General features: G+C 67.1%; 14 protein-coding genes. 10 read left to right on the top strand and 4 right to left on the bottom strand.

Features of this window, described 5'->3' with window-relative positions:
• Positions 1-291 precede the first annotated feature (291 nt).
• The gene (locus QX128_RS17695; protein ID WP_316238076.1) at positions 292-2,007 is read left to right on the top strand and encodes an N-acyl-D-amino-acid deacylase family protein; all 1,716 of its coding nucleotides are present in this window, start codon (positions 292-294) and stop codon (positions 2,005-2,007) included.
• Between the two features lie 4 nt (positions 2,008-2,011).
• Here the strand turns inward: QX128_RS17695 and QX128_RS17690 are convergent, their stop codons facing one another.
• Together QX128_RS17690 and QX128_RS17685 are read right to left on the bottom strand one after the other, a co-directional pair.
• On the bottom strand, positions 2,012-2,884 hold the full coding sequence (locus QX128_RS17690) for a tetratricopeptide repeat protein (protein WP_316238075.1): 873 nt from the start codon (positions 2,882-2,884) through the stop codon (positions 2,012-2,014).
• A 64-nt stretch (positions 2,885-2,948) separates the two neighbouring features.
• On the bottom strand, positions 2,949-4,253 hold the full coding sequence (locus tag QX128_RS17685) for an MFS transporter (RefSeq protein ID WP_316238086.1): 1,305 nt from the start codon (positions 4,251-4,253) through the stop codon (positions 2,949-2,951).
• Between the two features lie 256 nt (positions 4,254-4,509).
• On the opposite strand from QX128_RS17685, the gene QX128_RS17680 reads away from it, so the two are divergent.
• From QX128_RS17680 to QX128_RS17665, 4 genes are read left to right on the top strand one after another with little or no spacing between them, the layout of a single operon-like run.
• Positions 4,510-5,169, top strand: coding sequence for an ABC transporter ATP-binding protein (locus QX128_RS17680; RefSeq protein ID WP_316218720.1), 660 nt, complete (start codon positions 4,510-4,512; stop codon positions 5,167-5,169).
• Positions 5,166-7,628 carry an FtsX-like permease family protein gene (locus QX128_RS17675; RefSeq protein ID WP_316238074.1) on the top strand — a complete coding sequence of 821 codons (2,463 nt, stop codon included), beginning with the start codon at positions 5,166-5,168 and terminating at the stop codon, positions 7,626-7,628. The genes QX128_RS17680 and QX128_RS17675 overlap by 4 nt, the downstream gene beginning before the upstream one ends.
• A complete protein-coding gene (locus QX128_RS17670; protein ID WP_316238073.1) occupies positions 7,618-8,700 on the top strand; it encodes a lipocalin-like domain-containing protein in 1,083 nt (360 codons plus the stop codon). The genes QX128_RS17675 and QX128_RS17670 overlap by 11 nt, the downstream gene beginning before the upstream one ends.
• 28 nt (positions 8,701-8,728) lie before the next feature.
• A complete protein-coding gene (locus QX128_RS17665) occupies positions 8,729-9,121 on the top strand; it encodes an MAPEG family protein (RefSeq protein WP_316238072.1) in 393 nt (130 codons plus the stop codon).
• Between the two features lie 61 nt (positions 9,122-9,182).
• On the opposite strand, the gene QX128_RS17660 is transcribed toward QX128_RS17665, so the two are convergent.
• Complete coding sequence (locus QX128_RS17660) at positions 9,183-10,370, bottom strand: ABC transporter substrate-binding protein (RefSeq protein WP_316238071.1); 1,188 nt, start codon at positions 10,368-10,370, stop codon at positions 9,183-9,185.
• 318 nt (positions 10,371-10,688) lie between these two features.
• Between QX128_RS17660 and QX128_RS17655 the strand changes: the two genes are divergently transcribed.
• From QX128_RS17655 to QX128_RS17635, 5 genes are all read left to right on the top strand, one after another.
• Entirely contained in the window at positions 10,689-12,239 is a 1,551-nt protein-coding gene (locus QX128_RS17655; RefSeq protein ID WP_316238070.1) for an AMP-binding protein, read from the top strand.
• A 97-nt stretch (positions 12,240-12,336) separates the two neighbouring features.
• On the top strand, positions 12,337-13,086 hold the full coding sequence (locus tag QX128_RS17650; protein WP_315801664.1) for a CBS domain-containing protein: 750 nt from the start codon (positions 12,337-12,339) through the stop codon (positions 13,084-13,086).
• Positions 13,087-13,098: 12 nt separating this feature from the next.
• Positions 13,099-13,404: a cytochrome c gene (locus QX128_RS17645; protein WP_316238069.1), complete on the top strand. Its 306-nt coding sequence runs from the start codon at positions 13,099-13,101 to the stop codon at positions 13,402-13,404.
• A 328-nt stretch (positions 13,405-13,732) separates the two neighbouring features.
• On the top strand, positions 13,733-15,115 hold the full coding sequence (locus tag QX128_RS17640) for a PAS domain S-box protein (RefSeq protein WP_316238068.1): 1,383 nt from the start codon (positions 13,733-13,735) through the stop codon (positions 15,113-15,115).
• A complete protein-coding gene (locus QX128_RS17635) occupies positions 15,102-15,464 on the top strand; it encodes a response regulator (RefSeq protein WP_316238067.1) in 363 nt (120 codons plus the stop codon). Before QX128_RS17640 ends, QX128_RS17635 begins: the two co-directional genes overlap by 14 nt.
• A gap of 227 nt (positions 15,465-15,691) precedes the next feature.
• Here the strand turns inward: QX128_RS17635 and QX128_RS17630 are convergent, their stop codons facing one another.
• Complete coding sequence (locus tag QX128_RS17630) at positions 15,692-17,647, bottom strand: acetyl-CoA carboxylase biotin carboxylase subunit (protein WP_316238085.1); 1,956 nt, start codon at positions 17,645-17,647, stop codon at positions 15,692-15,694.
• Positions 17,648-17,657 lie beyond the last annotated feature (10 nt).

Raw genomic sequence — 17,657 nt, 5'->3', positions numbered from 1 at the left:
GAACATTCAACGCCATCTCCGAGAGCCGCCAAGAAAACGAGAATACCAAGCGTTAATTTGGTAAGTTAGCGCCAATGAGAGAGACCCCTCACCCGACCGAGCTTGCTGATCTGTCCTACATGCCCTCTCCCACAAGGGGAGAGGACGCAATCATGAGCACCTCTGATAGTTGCGCGACGTTTGAGACGCTTCCACCTCTCCATGCAACGCTGCTGTCTCTTCCCGCGTGTTGACATCATCGTGCATGCGTCGATGATGTCCCGATAATGACAATATCGGGGAAGACACGCCATGACGCAGCCAGATCTCGTGATCCGCGGTGGAACCGTTGCCGATGGCTCAGGCGGCGAGCTGCGTGAGGCGGATGTTGCGATCGCGGACGGCCGCATCATCGAGGTTGGCAAGGTCACAGCATCAGGCCGCGAGGAGATCGACGCCAAGGGCAAGCTGGTCACGCCCGGCTTCGTCGACGTCCACACCCATTACGACGGCCAGGTCACCTGGAGCCACGACATCTCGCCGTCGTCGCAGAACGGCGTCACGTCAGCGATCATGGGCAATTGCGGCGTCGGCTTCGCGCCGTGCCGGCCGGCCGATCATCAGCGGCTGATCCAGTTGATGGAGGGCGTCGAAGACATTCCCGAGCCGGTGCTCGAGGCCGGCATTCCCTGGGAATGGGAGAGCTTTCCGGACTACATGGAGTGGCTGGGCAAGCGTGAATTCGATCTCGACATCGGCGCGCAACTGCCGCATGCGGCGCTGCGCGTCTATGTGATGGGCGAGCGCGGCGCGCGGCGTGATCCCGCCACCGCCGACGACAACCGCGCGATGGCGGCGCTGGCGCGCGATGCGGTCAAGGCCGGCGCGCTCGGCTTCTCGACCTCGCGCACGCTCAACCACCGGACCTCGACCGGCGACTACACGCCGACCTTGAAGGCCGGCGAGGACGAGCTGACGACGATCGCGCAGGCCATGCACGGCGCCGGCCGCAGCGTGCTGCAATTCGTGCTCGACATCTCGACCATCCATGAAGACCTGCCGATGATGCTGCGCATTGCCGAGGCAACGAAATGCCCGATCTCGTTCTCGGTGACGCAGAACGACCGCGCGCCGCAGCGCTGGCGGCAGACGCTGGCCGAGATCAACGCCGCCGCTGCGCGCGGCCTGTCGGTGACGGCGCAGATCGCGGCGCGTCCGGTCGGGCTGCTGCTCGGGCTGGAGCTGTCGCGCAACCCGCTGCAGACGCATCCGAGCTATCAGGCGATCGCGCATCTGCCGCTGGCGGAGCGCGTCACCCGGATGCGCGATCCGCAGGTTCGCGCGGCGATCCTGAGCGAGCAGGCCAGCGCGACCGACGACCCGCTGTTCTTCAAGCCGAACTACGACAAGATGTACCTGCTCGGCGATCCGCCGGACTATGAGCAGCCGCCCGAGCGGTCGCTCGGCGCCCAGGCCCGCGCCCGCGGCTGTCGCCCCGAGGAACTGGCCTATGACGCGATGCTGACGGACGGCGGGCGCGGCATGCTCTACGTGCCGTTCCTCAACTATTCCGACGGCAATCTCGATGCCACCTACGAGATGCTGCGTGACCCGCGCAGCGTGCCCGGTCTCAGCGACGGCGGCGCGCATTGCGGCATCATCTGCGATGCCAGCTTCCCGACCTATCTGCTGACGCACTGGACCCGCGACCGCAAGCGCGGCGACAGGCTGTCGATCCCCTTCGTCGTCGCCGCGCAGTCGCGCAAGACCGCACTCTCCGTCGGCCTCGACGATCGCGGCCTGATCGCGCCGGGCTACAAGGCGGACGTCAACGTCATCGACTACGACCGGCTGCACCTGCATCCGCCGAAGGTGCATTATGACCTGCCGGTCGGCGGCCGCCGCCTGATGCAGGAGGTCGACGGCTACGACGCGACGATCGTGTCCGGCGTGGTCACGCGCCGCCACGGCGAGGCCACCGGCGCACGGCCGGGGCGGCTGGTCAGGGGAGCGCGCCGTGTGAGCTGAGACATCAACTGGCCGCGGCGACCGTCTCGGCGAGCCTCGCAAGCTCGGATCGTGCGGCCGAGTATTCGTTGAACCATGGCGGCAACGAGCGCAGGGCGATCTCCAGTGCCCGTGCGGCCTCGTCGTGGCGGCCGTTCAAGAGATGCCACTCACCGATGTAGAAATAGGCTTCAGCCTGTTCGGGAGCCGTTGCGGTCGCATTCAGCACCTGCTGCGCCGTCGCACGCTCCATCAGCAGATCGAACACCGGTCCAGGCCACTGCGCCGCAGTCCAGCGCGATGCGACAGCGGCGAGGTCGGGCCCGGCGCGCCCCGGCAACCGGGCGAGCGACAGGTAAAGAAACAGAACCGCATAGGGATCGAACTCGAGCGCGAGCGATCTTTCCATGTCCGCTGCCGCGGCATCGAACCTGCCGCGGCAAAACTGGATATAGCCACGCCCCCTCTGCATGATGGGGTCCTTGGGTGCGAGGCCGATCGCCGTCGTGCTCTCGACGATCGCGCGATCCGAATCGCCCTTTACGTGATGAAGGAACGCGAGTTCGCCATGAGCCGCGGCGACCCTGGGGTCGAGAGCGAGAGCTCGCGCCTGGTCATCAAAGGCGCCGTCCAAGTCGCCAAGGAGTTTCCGCGACACGCCCCGGGCGCCGAATGTCTGCGCGTTCGGCTTCAGCTTGAGGGCCAGGCCGAAATCCGCGATCGAACTGGCGTGGCTTCCCATGCCCTGAAGGGCGACGCCACGATTATGGTAGGCGTAATAGTTGCGCGGGTTGAGCTGGATCACCTTGCTGAAGTGGAGGATGGCGCCTGGGAAGTCCTCGATCTTCAGGCATCGCGCACCGCGCCAGTAGTGCAGCATATGATAGAACAGGCGCATCGTGCAGGACCTCAGCAAGGATGAATGCGAGGCCGCCTCCTGATGACCCCCGGCAGGGGTTGTATCACGCAAATTCCGGCGCGGCAGCCTGCTGCGCCTGCAGGCGGGCGCGTTCGCTGTTCGGCCAGAGCAACGCCAGGCCGAGCAGGCCGGAGATCACCATGATCACGGCGTTGATGGTGAAGCCGGACATGTAGCCTTCGAGCAGGCTGCCGGAGGCCTGGATCATCTTGCCCATCACCACCGGCGCCACGATGCCCGCCAGCGTATAGAGCGCGCCGTAGATCGCCATGGCGGCGCCCCGCTGCGTGACCGGCGTGAACTCGCCGATCATCGGCGGGCAGACGACGTAGATCGAGCCGCACAATCCCGATCCGACCACGAGCAGTGCGATCTTGGCCGACGCGGCGTCGACATGCGGCATCATCGCCATCAGGGCGCCGCCGATCACGAGCGGCGTCGCGCCGAGCACGCCGCGGGCCATGCGGGTGGATACGCCGCGCGCCATCAGCGTCTGCGACACGAAGCCCGTGGTCAGCACCACGCACGCGCCGAAGATCCAGGGCAGGATCGAGATGAAGCCGGCCTGCTGCTGCGAGAAGCCGAGACCCTTCACCAGGAACGGCGTGAACCAGGTGAGCCCGAGCGACAGCGCCCAATAGGCGCCGAAGGTCGCGGCGACGCAGCCGACGAAGGTGCGCGACGTCAGCAATTGCAGATACGGCACACGCTGCTCGCGCAGGCCGGCGAATTCGACCTCGGCCAGCGGCCCTTCCTTGCCCAGCCACAGCCACGCTACGCTCCACATCAGCCCGACCACGCCGAGCGCGCCGAAGGCATAGTGCCAGCCGTGATTGACGATGATCCAGTTCAGCGCGGGCACCGCGAGGATGACGCCGAACGCCGACCCCTGTGACAGGATCGCGGTCGGCATCGCTCGTTTCTCATCGGGAAACCATTTGTAGACGGCGTGAACGGCCACGGACGCGGCGGGACCTTCGCCGGCGCCGAGAATGACGCGGCAGATCAGCAGCGTGGTGAAGCCGACGGTGCCGACCATCGGGAACTGCGCCACCGCCCAGATCAGCGCCAGCACCAGCAGCACCCAGCGCGTCGGCACCTTGTTGACGACGAAGCCGACGACGATGGCGGAGATCGAGAACAGGAAGAAGAAGGACGATCCGAGCAGGCCGAACTGCTCGGCGTTCAGGTTGAGCTCGGTCATGATCGGCACGCCGGCGAGCCCGACCACGATCTTGTCGGCGAAGTTCACCAGCATGAACAGGAACAGCAGGAAGGTGATCTTCCAGGCGCCCTTCGGGGTCGCGCTTGCGCGGGATGTGCCCTTCAGCGTCGTCGGCGCGGCCATGGTCGTTCCCCGTTCTGTCATGATCCGCCCCTGTCATCCGGGCGTTTCGACGATGCTACCCACGAAGCGGCTCCGCAGGCAACCGGCTCGCGCGCTAAGTTGTTGCTGCAACGCGGGAATCCGCCCTCTTGGGCTGCATCGCGATACCCTCGCAACCTGATTGCGCGCGGCCGGCATCACATCGGCGGCGTCACGAAGAACGAGCACGTGATGTTCGCGTTGGCCCTTGTTATGTTGTGACGCAACAACCCCGATCATGCCCGTGCTCAGCGTCCGTCATCTCACCAAATCCTATCGATCCGGCGGCGAGCCGATCCATGTTCTGCGTGGCGTCGACCTCGACGTCTCCTCCGGCGAGCGCGTCGCACTGACCGGCGAATCCGGCTCCGGCAAGAGCACGCTGCTGCATCTGATCGCCGGGCTCGATGCCGCCGACAGTGGCGACATCCTGCTGGACGGCGCTGCGGTCGGCGCGCTCGACGATTCGGCACGCGCGGCGGTCCGGCGCGAGCGGCTCGGCCTCGTGTTCCAGCAGTTCAACCTGGTGCCGAGCCTGTCGGTGCAGGACAATCTCAGTTTCCAGGCGCGGCTGGCCGGTCGGCATGATCCGGCGTGGCACAGCGAGCTGGTCGAGCGGCTCGGGCTGAAGCCGCTGCTCAAGCGCTATCCCGAGCAATTGTCGGGCGGGCAGCAGCAGCGCGTCGCGATCGGCCGCGCGCTGGCGATCAAGCCGGCGCTGCTGCTTGCTGACGAGCCGACCGGCAACCTCGACGAGGACACCGCCGACGAGGTGATGGCGCTGACGCGCGACCTCGTCGCGCGCACCGGCTGCGGCTTCCTGATGGTGACGCACAGCGCGCGGCTCGCGGCGATGCTCGACCGTCACGTCCACCTGCATGCCGGACGCATCGCATGAGACGCGCGCTGTGGATATTAGCGGTGCTGCTCAGCCACTGGCGCCGGCATCCGATGCAGCTCGCGACCTTGCTGATCGGGCTGATCTCGGCGACCGCGCTGTGGAGCGGCGTGCAGGCGCTGAATCAGCAGGCCCGCAGCTCGTATGACCGCGCCGCCGCGATCTTCGGCGGCGCGCGCACGCCGATGCTGGTCGCGACCGACGGCAAGATGCTGCCGCAGAGCGTGTTCGCGGAATTGCGCCGCGCCGGCTGGGCGGTGTCGCCGGTGCTGGAGGGCCGCGTGCAGATCGACGGCCATTCACTGCGGCTGCTCGGCATCGAGCCGTTCAGCATCCCCCGGGAGGTCGGCGATGCGCCGATGGTCGGCCGCAGCGAGCTCGAGGCGTTCCTGACACCGCCGCACCGGACGCTGATCTCGCCGGACACGCTGGCCGATCTCGGAGTCAAGGACGGCGCGACGCCGCGGCTCAGCAACGATGTCAAGCTGCCGCCCTTGATGGCGCAGCAGCAGCTCGCGCCCGGCGTGCTCGTGGTCGATATCAGCGACGCGCAGCGGCTGCTCGACAAGCCCGGCCAGATGTCGCGGCTGCTCGTCGGCAAGGCGGCCGGTCAATTGCCACCGTTGCGGTCATTCGCCGGCGGCCGGCTACAGCTCCTGCAGCCGGAGGCCGAGACCGACCTGGAGCGGCTGACCGACAGCTTCCACCTCAACCTCACCGCCTTCGGCCTGCTGTCCTTCGTCGTCGGCCTGTTCATCGTCAATTCCGCCATCGGCCTCGCCTTCGAGCAGCGGCTGCCGGTGCTGCGCACCTTGCGCGCCTGCGGCGTGTCGGCGCGGCAGCTCAATGGCGTGCTGATCGGCGAGCTGATCGGCTTTGCCTTGGTGGCGGGCCTGGCCGGACTGGTGTGCGGCTACGTCATCGCCGCCGCGCTGCTGCCGAACGTGGCGGCATCGCTGCGCGGGCTGTATGGCGCGCAGGTGCCGGGCGAGCTGAGCCTGCAGCCGGAATGGTGGCTGGCGGGCCTCGTCATCAGCATCGCCGGCGAGCTGGCAGCGGCGACCACGAGCCTGATCAAATCGATGCGGCTGCCGATCCTGTCCACCGCGCAGCCCTATGCGTGGCAGGAGGCGCAGCGGCGCTGGCTGCGGCTGCAGAGCGCCTTCGCGCTCGCCTTCTTCGTCGCAGCCGGCCTGCTGCTGTGGTTCGGGCAATCGCTGCTGGCCGGCTTCGGCGTGCTCGCGGCGATGATGCTCGGTGCCGCGCTGCTGCTGCCGGCGATCCTGGAGCTCGTGCTGCGGCTCGGCGAGCGCGGCGCGCGCGCGGCGCTGGCGCAGTGGTTCTGGGCCGACAGCCGGCAGCAGATCTCGGGCCTGTCGCTGGCGCTGATGGCGCTCCTGCTGGCGCTTGCCGTCAATGTCGGCGTCGCGACGATGGTCGAGACCTTCAGCCGCACCTTCCTGGTCTGGCTCGACGGCCGGCTCGCCGCCGACGTCTACATCAGCGCCGCGGATGAAGCGCAGGCGCGCGACATCCAGACCTGGCTGCGCGCGCAGCCCGATGTCCAGGCCGTGCTGCCGGGCGGCCGCGCCGAGACGCAGTTGGCGGGCGCGCCGATCGACATTCTCGGCCTGCCCGATCACGACACCTATCGCGACCACTGGCCGCTGCTGCAGGCCGGCGACAACGCGTGGAAGCAGTTGGTGCGCGGCGACGCAGGCTTCGTCAGCGAGCAGTTGGCGCGGCGGCTCAATCTGTCTGTCGGCGACAGCATCGACCTCGCCGCGCCGACCGGCGATTGGCGCATCACTATCGTGGGGATCTATGCCGACTATGGCAATCCGAAGGGCCAGGTCACGGTCAACGTCGCCGCGCTGACGCGGCGCTTTCCGGCGACGCCGATCACGCGCATGGCCGTCCGCGCGGCGCCGGCCGACGTGCCGGGACTGATCGCCGCTCTCACCGACAAGTTCGGCCTGGACGGCCGCAATGTCATCGACCAGGCGACCGTGAAGCAGGAGTCGAAGCAGATCTTCAACCGCACCTTCGCGGTCACCGGCGCGCTCAACACCTTCACGCTGGGCGTCGCCGCGATCGCGCTGCTGACCAGCCTGCTGACCCTCGCGAACTCGCGGCTGCCGCAGCTCGCGCCGCTCTGGGCGATCGGGCTGACGCGGCGGCGGCTCGCCGAGGTCGAGCTGCTGAAGACGCTGTCGCTCGCCGGGTTGACCGCGCTGCTGGCGCTGCCGCTCGGGCTCGTCGTGGCATGGTGCCTGATCGCGATCGTCAACGTCAAGGCGTTCGGCTGGCGGCTGCCGTTCGACGTGTTTCCGCTGCAGCTCATCCGGCTGCTGATCGTGACGCTGGTCGCGGCGGTGATCGCCTCGCTGCTGCCGGTGCTGCGGCTGGCGCGGATGCAGCCGGCCGATCTGGTCAGGACCTTCACCATTGAGCGCTAGAGCGATCATCACGCGGCGCGGGCTGATCGGCGGGCTCGGCCTGCTGGCGCTGCCGCGGCTCGCGCGCGCGCAGGGCTTTGCGGGCCTGAGCGACAGCGCCGAGGGCTTTGCGCCGGTGACGCCGGGACGAGAGTTCAGCTTCCCAGCTGACCACGGCCCGCACGACCATTTCCGCATCGAATGGTGGTATGTCACCGCGAATCTCAGCGACGAGAACGGCAAGGCCTACGGCCTGCAATGGACGCTGTTCCGCTCGGCGGCGCGGCCGGGCCCGCAAGCCGAAGGTTTCGACAATCAGCAGCTCTGGATGGCGCATGCCGCGGTGACGCGCGCCGACAGCCACCGCTCGACGGAAAAGTTCGCGCGCGGCGGTGTCGGCCAGGCCGGCGTCGAGGCCAAGCCGTTCCAGGCCTGGATCGATGATTGGCAACTGCGCGGTACCGCCGCGACCGACGATCGAGCGCTGGCGCCGCTCGACATGCGCGGCGCCGGGCCGGATTTCTCCTACGCGCTGCATCTGGAGGCCGACCGTCCCGTGGTGCTGCAGGGCATCGGCGGCTACAGCCGCAAATCCGAGCGCGGCCAGGCCTCCTACTACTACAGCCAGCCGTTCTACCGCGCCCGCGGCCGCATCAGCTTCGACGATCAACCGGTCGAGGTCTCAGGCCAGGCTTGGCTCGACCGCGAATGGAGCAGTCAGCCGCTGGCCGCCGACCAGAGCGGCTGGGACTGGTTCGCGCTGCATTTTTCCGGCGGCGAGAAGCTGATGCTGTACCGGATGCGGCAGGGCAACGGCGACTACACGTCCGGCACCTGGATCCCAACGGACGGCGCCTCGCGCCCGCTCGGGCCCGGAGACATTGCCATGAGCCCGAAGGAGACGGTCACGATCGGTGAGCGCAAGCTGCCGGTCGGCTGGCGCGTCGAGATCGCCGCGCTCGGCATCGCCATCGACACCGCGCCGCTCAACCCCAAGGCCTGGATGGGCACGCGCGTGCCGTATTGGGAGGGACCGATCAGCTTCAAGGGCAGCCACACCGGGGTGGGCTATCTCGAGCTGACGGGATATTAACAGGCCGTCATCAAGGGGGGAACCGCGCATGTATCATTTCACCGCACTCGTCACCGTGCTCGCGCTCATGCTGTATTTCTACATGGCGGTCCGCGTCGCGCAGGCGCGCGCCCGGTTCGGCGTGAAGGCGCCGGCCGTCACCGGCAATCTCGATTTCGAGCGCACCTATCGCGTGCAGGTGAATACGCTGGAATGGCTGCCGATCTTCCTGCCGGCGCTGTGGCTGTTCGCGATCTATGTCAGCGACGCGATCGCGGCCCTGATCGGCCTCGTCTGGATCGCGGGCCGCGCGATGTACATGTTGTCCTACGCCAAGGCCGCGGAGAAGCGGGGCCCCGGCTTCGGCGTGCAGGCGCTCGCCGCCTCGGCGCTGCTGGTCGGCGCGCTCATCGCCATTCTCTGGCGCATGCTGCACGGCTGACCGCTCCGCCCTCTTCCGTCGTCCCGGCTTTCGCCGGGACGACCCCTTTAGCGTGGCAGGATCACTTCGTCAGCGGGCAGCCGCTCTCCTTGGCGGTGAAGAACGCCTTGTCGCCGGGCACCGTGGCGAGCTGCTTGTAGTAGTCCCACGGCTTCTTCGATTCCGACGGCTTCTTGACCTCGAACAGATACATGTCGTGGACCATGCGACCGTTGGCGAGCACCTTGCCTTGAGCAAAGGCGTCGTCGACCGGCAGCTCCTTCAGCTTCGCAGCCACCGCGTCGGAGTCCTTGGTTCCGGCGGCCTTCACCGCCTTCAGATAGGACAAGGTCGCGGAATAGGTGCCGGCGTGGATCATGCTCGGCATCCGGCCGGTGCGCTTCATGAAGCGCTCGCTGAAGGCGCGGGACTTGTCGTCACGATCCCAGTAGAAGCCTTCGGTGAGGATCAGGCCCTGCGCCGCCTCCAGCCCGAGGCCATGCACCTCGGACAGCGTCATCAGCAGGCCGGCAAGCTTCTGCCCGCCCTTGACGATGCCGAACTCGGCCGCCTGCTTGATCGAGTTGGTGGTGTCGAGGCCGGCATTGGCGAGCCCGATGATCTTGGCCTTCGAGCTCTGCGCCTGCAGCAGGAAGGAGGAGAAGTCCGACGAGTTGAGCGGGATGCGCACCGAGCCCAGCACCTTGCCCCCCTTCGACGTCACGATGTCGCTGGTGTCCTTCTCCAGCGCATAGCCAAAGGCGTAGTCGGCGGTCATGAAGAACCAGGTGTCGCCGCCGGATTCGACCAGCGCGCCGCCGGTGCCGACCGCGAGCGCGCGGGTGTCATAGGCCCAGTGGAAGCCGTAGGGCGTGCAGGCATCGCCCGTGATGCGCGAGGTCGCGGCGCCGACGACGATGTCGATCTTCTTCTTCTCCTTCGACAGCTCCTGGATCGCCAGCGCGACCGAAGAGGTCGTCAGCTCGGTGATCATGTCGACACCCTCGGTGTCGTACCAGCGGCGCGCGATCGTGGAGGCGAGATCCGGCTTGTTCTGATGGTCGGCCGTCACCATCTCGACCTTCTGCCCCAGCACCTCGCCGCCGAAATCCTCGATCGCCATCTTGGCCGCTTCGACGGAATATTTGCCGCCGTAGTCGGCATAGACGCCGGACTGGTCATTGAGGATGCCGATCTTGACCTGTGCCGACGCCGGCGCCGCCGCCAGCAGCGCACCGACGGCCGCAATAGCCAGCAAACCCGATTTCATATGGTCTCTCCCCGCATTTCTTGGTCTTGAGATGTCATTCGTTGGAATGCGCGCTCATGTTAGGCCAGAACCCCGGCCGCGCCCATCCCTTCCCGCCTCAGTCAATCGGCTGACAGCCATGTTGAGAGAGGCGGGCTCCTCCGCTACATTCGCGCCCAAACAACGAGCCGTCCCGCCGGGATGGTGCGCAGGGACGGAAACCGCCTGGACGCGTGAGGCAGCATCGTCTGCATCGCGTCGCCATGCCAAGGTGCCGCGGCAGGCGCCTTCCTCCCGCCCGCGCGCCGCGGCGAGCTGCGCGTATCGGCAGGAGGACACATGTACACCGGCAAGCACGCCCGGCTGCGCCCACTGCAGCCTGCCTTCATCATGGCCTCGACCGGCGAGGTCGTGACCTATCGCGAGCTGGAGGCGCGCAGCAACCGTCTGGCGCATCTGTTCCGCCAACGCGGCCTGAAGCGGCTCGACCACTATTCGATCTTCATGGAGAACAACAGCCGCTATCTGGAGGCGTGCGGCGCCGGCGAGCGCTCCGGGCTGTATTTCACCTGCGTGAACTCCTACCTCACGCCCGGCGAGCTGACCTACATCCTCAATAACAGCCGGTCGCGGCTCCTGATCACTTCCCTCGCCAAGCTCGACGTCGCGCGCGAGGCGCTGAAGGAGGCGCCCGGCATCGAGCTGTGCATCGTCGCCGATGGCGCAGGCGAGAGCGAGGGGATCGTCGGCCTCGCCGAGGCCACAGCCGGCCTGCCGGCGACGCCGATCGCCGACGAATGCGTCGGCACCGCAATGCTGTACTCCTCCGGCACCACGGGCCGGCCGAAGGGCATCCTGCGGCCGCTGCCCGAGCAGCCGCCGGTGCAGCAGCTTCCGATCTTCGACTTCCTGGAAAGGCTGTGGCGCTACCGCGAGGGCATGATCTACCTGTCGCCGGCGCCGCTCTATCACTCCGCGCCGCAGGCCGCGGTCAACCTCACCATCCGCGTCGGCGGCACCGCCATCATCATGGAGACGTTCGATCCCGAGCGTTATCTCCAGCTCGTCGAGCAATGGGGCATCACGCACACCCAATTGGTGCCGACGATGTTCTCGCGCATGCTCAAGCTGCCGGAGGACGTTCGTACCCGCTACGACCTCTCCTCGCTCGAGGTCGCAATCCACGCCGCAGCGCCCTGCCCGGCACAGGTCAAGGAGGACATGATCAGATGGTGGGGGCCGATCATCCACGAATATTACGGCGCCACCGAAGGCCTCGGCTTCACCGCCTGCGACAGCGCGGAATGGCTCGCGCATCGCGGCACGGTCGGCAAGGTGCTGTTCGGCGACCTGCACATCCTCGACGAAAACATGCAGCCTTGCCCGGTCGGGACCGCCGGCACGGTGTGGTTCAAGACGGGCTCGCCGTTCGAATACTTCAACGACCCCGAGCGCACCAAGGAGGCCCGTTCGGCCGACGGCAGCATGAGCACCGTGGGCGACGTCGGCTATGTCGATGCCGACGGCTATCTCTATCTCACCGACCGCGCCACCTTCATGATCATCTCCGGCGGCGTGAACATCTACCCGCAGGAATGCGAGAACCTGCTGATCACGCATCCGACGGTCGCCGATGCCGCCGTGTTCGGCGTGCCCAATCCCGATCTCGGCGAGGAGGTGAAGGCGGTGGTCCAGCCGATGTCGGGCATCATGCCCGGGCCTGAGCTGGAAGAGGAGCTGATCGCGTTCTGCCGGCAGTCGCTGTCGCGGCAGAAGGTGCCGCGCTCGATCGATTTCGAGAAGGAGCTGCCGCGGCTGCCGACCGGCAAGCTCTACAAGAGCCTGCTGCGCGACCGCTATTGGGGCAACAAGACGTCAAGGATCGTGTAGGGCGGCACGACCTCGGATTGATCCTGGTCAAGCGCGCGCGATGCCGCGGAGCTATTCTCCATCGATTGCGACCGTAGCGATTGCACGAGACGACGACATGCGCGCTCATCAAATCATGACCAGATCCGTGATCGCGGTGACGCCCGGAACCCCGGTGGCCGAGGCAGCGCGGATCATGCTGCACAACCACATCGGCGGGCTGCCGGTGGTCGACGCGTCCGGCACGCTCGTCGGCATGGTGACGGACGGTGATTTCCTGCGCCGCGCCGAGCTCGGCACCGAGCGCAGGCAAGGCCGCTGGCTCGACCTCCTGGTCGGCCGCGGTCGCATCGGCGCCGACTTCGTCCATTCCCACGGCCGGACGGTCGGCGACATCATGAGCCAGCCTCCGGTCACCGTCAGCGCCGATGCCAGCCTGGCGGAGATCGCCGAGATCATGGAAAAGCGCAACATCAAGCGTCTCCCGGTGATGAGTGGCGACCGGCTGGCCGGCGTGGTGACACATACGGATTTCCTGCAAACCGTGGCCGACCTCGCCACTGCCGTTCCGGGCCCCACCCCCGACGATGACGGCATCCGCAGCGCCATCCTCGATTCACTCGACCAGGCCGCCTGCAAGCATTGCCGCTTCAACGTCGTCGTCCGCAACGGCATCGCGCATCTCACGGGGGCGGTGCGCAACGAGAAGGAGCGGGCCACGGCGATCGTGGCGGCCAAGAGCGTCCAGGGCGTCAGGAGCGTGCGCGACCACATGTGGGTCTATCCGCCCCCAGAAGACGAGTTCGGCGGCGGTGACATCGTCTCGCTGCAGGACCAGCCGTCGACCGACGACGACCAGCCGCTGTGAGGAGAACCGGGCGTGCGACGTGCCTCCGTACCATCGCTGCTGCTGCTGGTCCTGCTCTCCGCTCCGGCGGCCGCCGAGGATCTCGACCACGGCCGCCAACTCGCCGAGCGCTGGTGCGCCGCCTGCCACGCGGTGGCCACCAAGCCGACCAAGTTCCGGCGCGCCCGGCCGTTCGTCGCCATCGCGGCCAGGGACAACGTGACGAAGGAGATGCTGACCAAGTTCCTCCTGCTTCCCCACGCAACGATGGCCAACAATCCGCTCAGTGCGAATGATGCGGCCGACCTGGCAGGCTACATTCTCAGCCTGAGGAAGTAGTTAAGGCCACATTCGCCAATGGGTTGAGCCGCAGCCCCCGGCCGGCGGCGTCCGGCTGCAAGCGCACCCTGGCGCCGGTTCGGCGGCAATTTAACAGGATCCCTTGGAACAAACCGCCCAAGCCTGCGTTCTCGGTGTTCGCCGTCGTGAGCTGGAGCACGTCGCACGGCCCCTGGGGGGTCTGCTGGCGGCAAGCCGTCCTGTCCTCGTTGCCGGAAAAACCAACAACAAGCAGCGATCGAGATAGCCCTTGCATTTGTACACAAACAAGTTGGTAATCCCGTGCGCGGCGTCTTCTCTGTCGACCTGTTAGCAAGGAGCCTGCGACGTGCACGGAATGCCCGGCGCCTCCCCCGCCCCACGCGTAACCGACGACGATACGGCCTATCTGGCGGCGATCGTGGAGTGCTCGGCCGACGCCATTGTCGGCACCACCGCAGACGGTATCATCCGCAGCTGGAACGCGGCTAGCGAACGGATGCTGGGGTTCACCGCGGCTGAAATGATCGGCAGACCCGTCTCCGAGATCATACCCCCCGAGCTGGCGGAAGAAGCGAGCGCCTTGCGCGCCAGGGTCAACGCGGGCGAAGCGATCGAGAGCTTCGAGACCGTCCGGCTGACCAAGCCGGGACGCCCGATCGAGGTTTCCATCACGTTTTCACCGATCCGCAGCAGCACCGGCGTGATCGTCGGCATCTCCAAAATCATCCGCGACGTCACGCTGTCGAAGAAGGCCGAGCGTGCGTCGGCGATGCTCGCGGCCATCGTCGCCTCGTCCTCGGACGGCGTCGTCAGCAAGACGCTGGACGGCACGATCACCAGCTGGAACAAGAGCGCCGAACGCATCTTCGGCTTCTCGGAAGGCGAGATGATCAACCACTCGATCCGCACGATCATCCCGCAGGAGCGCCAGGCCGAGGAGGACCGGATCCTTGCCACCGTGCTGTCCGGCGAGATCATCGACAATTTCGAGACCATCCGCCTGCGCAAGGATGGGGCACTCATCGACGTATCGGTGACGGTCTCGCCGGTCCGGGATTCCAGCGGCCGCATCATCGGCGCCTCCAAGATCGTGCGTGACATCACCGACAAGCGCCAGACAAGGGAGCAGTTGCGCACCTTGCTGGCCGAGGTGAACCACCGCAGCAAGAACCTGCTGTCGCTGGTGCAGGCGATCGCCCGGCAGATGACCCGTCACGGCCGCCAGCTCGACCTCAACCGCTTTCTGGAGCGCCTGCAGGCGATCGCGAGCAATCAGGATCTCCTGATTCAGAACGATTGGCGTTTCATTCCGCTCGACGGCCTCGTCCGCTCGCAGCTCGGCGCATTCAACGACCTGATCGGCAACCGCATCGCGATCGACGGACCATCGATCGAGCTGACGCCGGAGGCCGCGCAGTCGATCGGCATGGCGGTTCACGAGCTCGCCACCAACGCCGCCAAATATGGTGCGCTGTCGAACGACGACGGACGGATCGCGATCCGCTGGCTGCGCATCGATGACAGCTTCGACATGACCTGGGTCGAGAGCGGCGGGCCTGAGGTCGCGCCGCCGGAGCACACCGGTTTCGGCAGCCGGGTGATTTCCGACCTGGTGCGCGCCGGCCTGGATGGAACGGTCGAGGTCGAGTTCCTGCCGACCGGACTGCGCTGGCACCTGAGGTGCCCCCTGCAACGCCTCTGCCGCGACCGTCATCATGCGCGCCAGTGAGAAGACTCATCTCCTGATCGTCGAGGACGATCCCATGATCGGCTTCGACCTCGCGGTCGAGCTGGAAGCCGCCGGATTCACGGTGGTCGGCGTGGCGCCGACCGTGCACAAAGCCCTCCATCTGCTGGAGCGGAATCATTGCGATCTTGCCGTGCTCGACGTCAATCTCGGGCAGGAAACATCGGCGCCGATCGCGCGCGCCTTGGCGGCGGCCGGCGTGCCCTTCGTCGCCGTCACCGGCTATTCCGTCGATCAATGCCCGGAGGAATTCGCTACGGCACCGCTGCTGTCGAAGCCGTTCCAGACGTCACGGCTGGTAGCCGCACTGAGGCGGCAATTGCATCCGTGAAGTCTGTTGCAGTGGGAGACGAGCTTCCGCGTGACGTGGCTGCAGCCGTTGCATCTTCGAGACAAGCCGGCCTCTTCCCGCAAGTGCCCGCGCAATCGCTTGTGGCGGTCTCCGTCTTTCGCCCGTCTGTTTCCCACGTCGTCATGGCCGGGCTCGTCCCGGCCATCCACGTCGACGTTACGCCTGAAAGGACTCACGCAGGCAACTCACGCCCACCTGCCCGACGGTCAGGCCGCAATCTCCGCCACGATCCGGCCCGTCGTCACCTGGTCGCCCTCGGCGACCTCGATCGCGGTCACCGTGCCGGCGATGCCGGCGGTGTGGACGTGCTCCATCTTCATCGCCTCGAGCGTCACCACCGGCTGTCCCACAGCCACGCTGTCGCCCGGCTTCACCAGCACCGCGACCACACGACCATTCAACGCCGCGCGAACCCTGCCATCACCGCCGCCAGCCGCTGAGGATTGCGGCCTGGCCAACGTCACGTCGCGCAGCGCCAGCGTCTGGCCGCGATGCTGGACGAACAGCCGATCGTTGTCGCGGACGAAGCGCACGCTCTCGACGATCTCGGCGTGACGAACCCGAATCGCATCATCCGTGAGCGATACGATCTCGAAGCGATGCTCTGCATCGCCACGCGTCACGCGATAGATTCCATCACGCTCGCGCAGCAGCTCGCACTCGGCCACCTCGCCGGCGATCTCGAACCGGAGCGGCGTCGCGAAGGCGGCCGCGAGCGAGCGGCCGCGGCGGACGGGATGCGCGAGCGGATGGCTGACGGAGAGCAGCAGCGCGCCCAGCGCGAGGTCTGCCGCTTCGGCGGCCGGCGCACGCAGCTCGTCGCGATGCGCCGCGATGAATGCGGTGGTCGCATTGCCCGCGGCGAAGGCCGGATGCCGCAGGCAGGACATCAGGAAGGCCCGGTTGGTCGGGACGCCCAAGGCAACGGCCTGCTCCAATCCGGCGATCAGCCTTGCGCGCGCCTCCTCACGAGTCGCAGCATGGCTGATCAGCTTGGCGATCATCGAATCGTAATGGGGCGGGATCTCCGCGCCGGACTCCAGCGCATGCTCGACCCGGATCGTCTCGGGCATCTGCCACAGCGCCATCCGCCCGGACTGCGGCATGAAGTCGTGCGCCGCATCCTCGGAGCATAGTCGCACCTCGATCGCATGACCCGAGAAGCTGATCTGCTCCTGGCGTAACGGCAGCGGCTCGCCGGCGGCGACGCGCAATTGCCATTCGACGAGATCGAGTCCCGTCAAGGCCTCTGTCACGGGATGCTCGACCTGCAGCCGCGTGTTCATCTCCATGAAGTAGAACTGCCCGTCGCCGTCGAGCAGGAATTCCAGCGTCCCCGCTCCCTCATAGCCCAGCGCCTTCACCGCCTGCACCGCCACCGCGCCCATGCGCGCGCGCAGCTCCGGCCCGACCGCCGGCGACGGCGCCTCCTCGATCAGCTTCTGATGCCGCCGCTGTACCGAGCAGTCGCGCTCGCCGAGATGGACGGCATTGCCGAACGAATCGCCGAACACCTGGATCTCGATGTGGCGCGGATTGGCGATCGCCTTCTCGAGGATGACGGTGCCGTCGCCGAACGCCGTCGCGGCTTCCGAGCGTGCGCTGCGCAGCAGGTCGGGAAAGGCGTCCGCATCCGTCACCAGCCGCATGCCGCGGCCACCTCCACCGGCCACGGCCTTGATCATCACGGGAAAGCCGATGCGGCGCGCTTCGCGCAGCATCGCCTCGTCGCCCTGGTCCTCGCCCTGATAGCCGGGCACGCAGGGGACCCCGGCGCGGTGCATGATGTCCTTGGCGCCGGCCTTGTTGCCCATCGCCGCGATCGCCACCGGCGATGGTCCGATGAAGACCAGCCCCGCCTCCTCGCAGGCCTGCGCGAATCCTTCGTTCTCGGCGAGAAAGCCGTAGCCGGGATGCACGGCATCGGCCCCGCTCGCCTTGGCCGCAGCAATGATCGCGGCAATGTTCAGATAGGATTGCGCCGGCGGTGGCGCGCCGATGCGGACCGCCTGATCGGCGAGCCGGACATGCGGCGCACCATGATCAGCATCGGAATAGACTGCGACCACGCCGTAGCCGAGCCGGCGCGCGGTGCGCATGATCCGCAAGCCGATCTCGCCGCGGTTGGCGATCAGCACCTTGTGGAACGGCCTGCGTTGCATTCCCGTCATC

The sequence above is a fragment of the Bradyrhizobium sp. SZCCHNR1015 genome (assembly GCF_032489875.1).
Lineage (GTDB): Bacteria > Pseudomonadota > Alphaproteobacteria > Rhizobiales > Xanthobacteraceae > Bradyrhizobium.
This window is presented reverse-complemented; position numbering and strand designations above follow the sequence as displayed.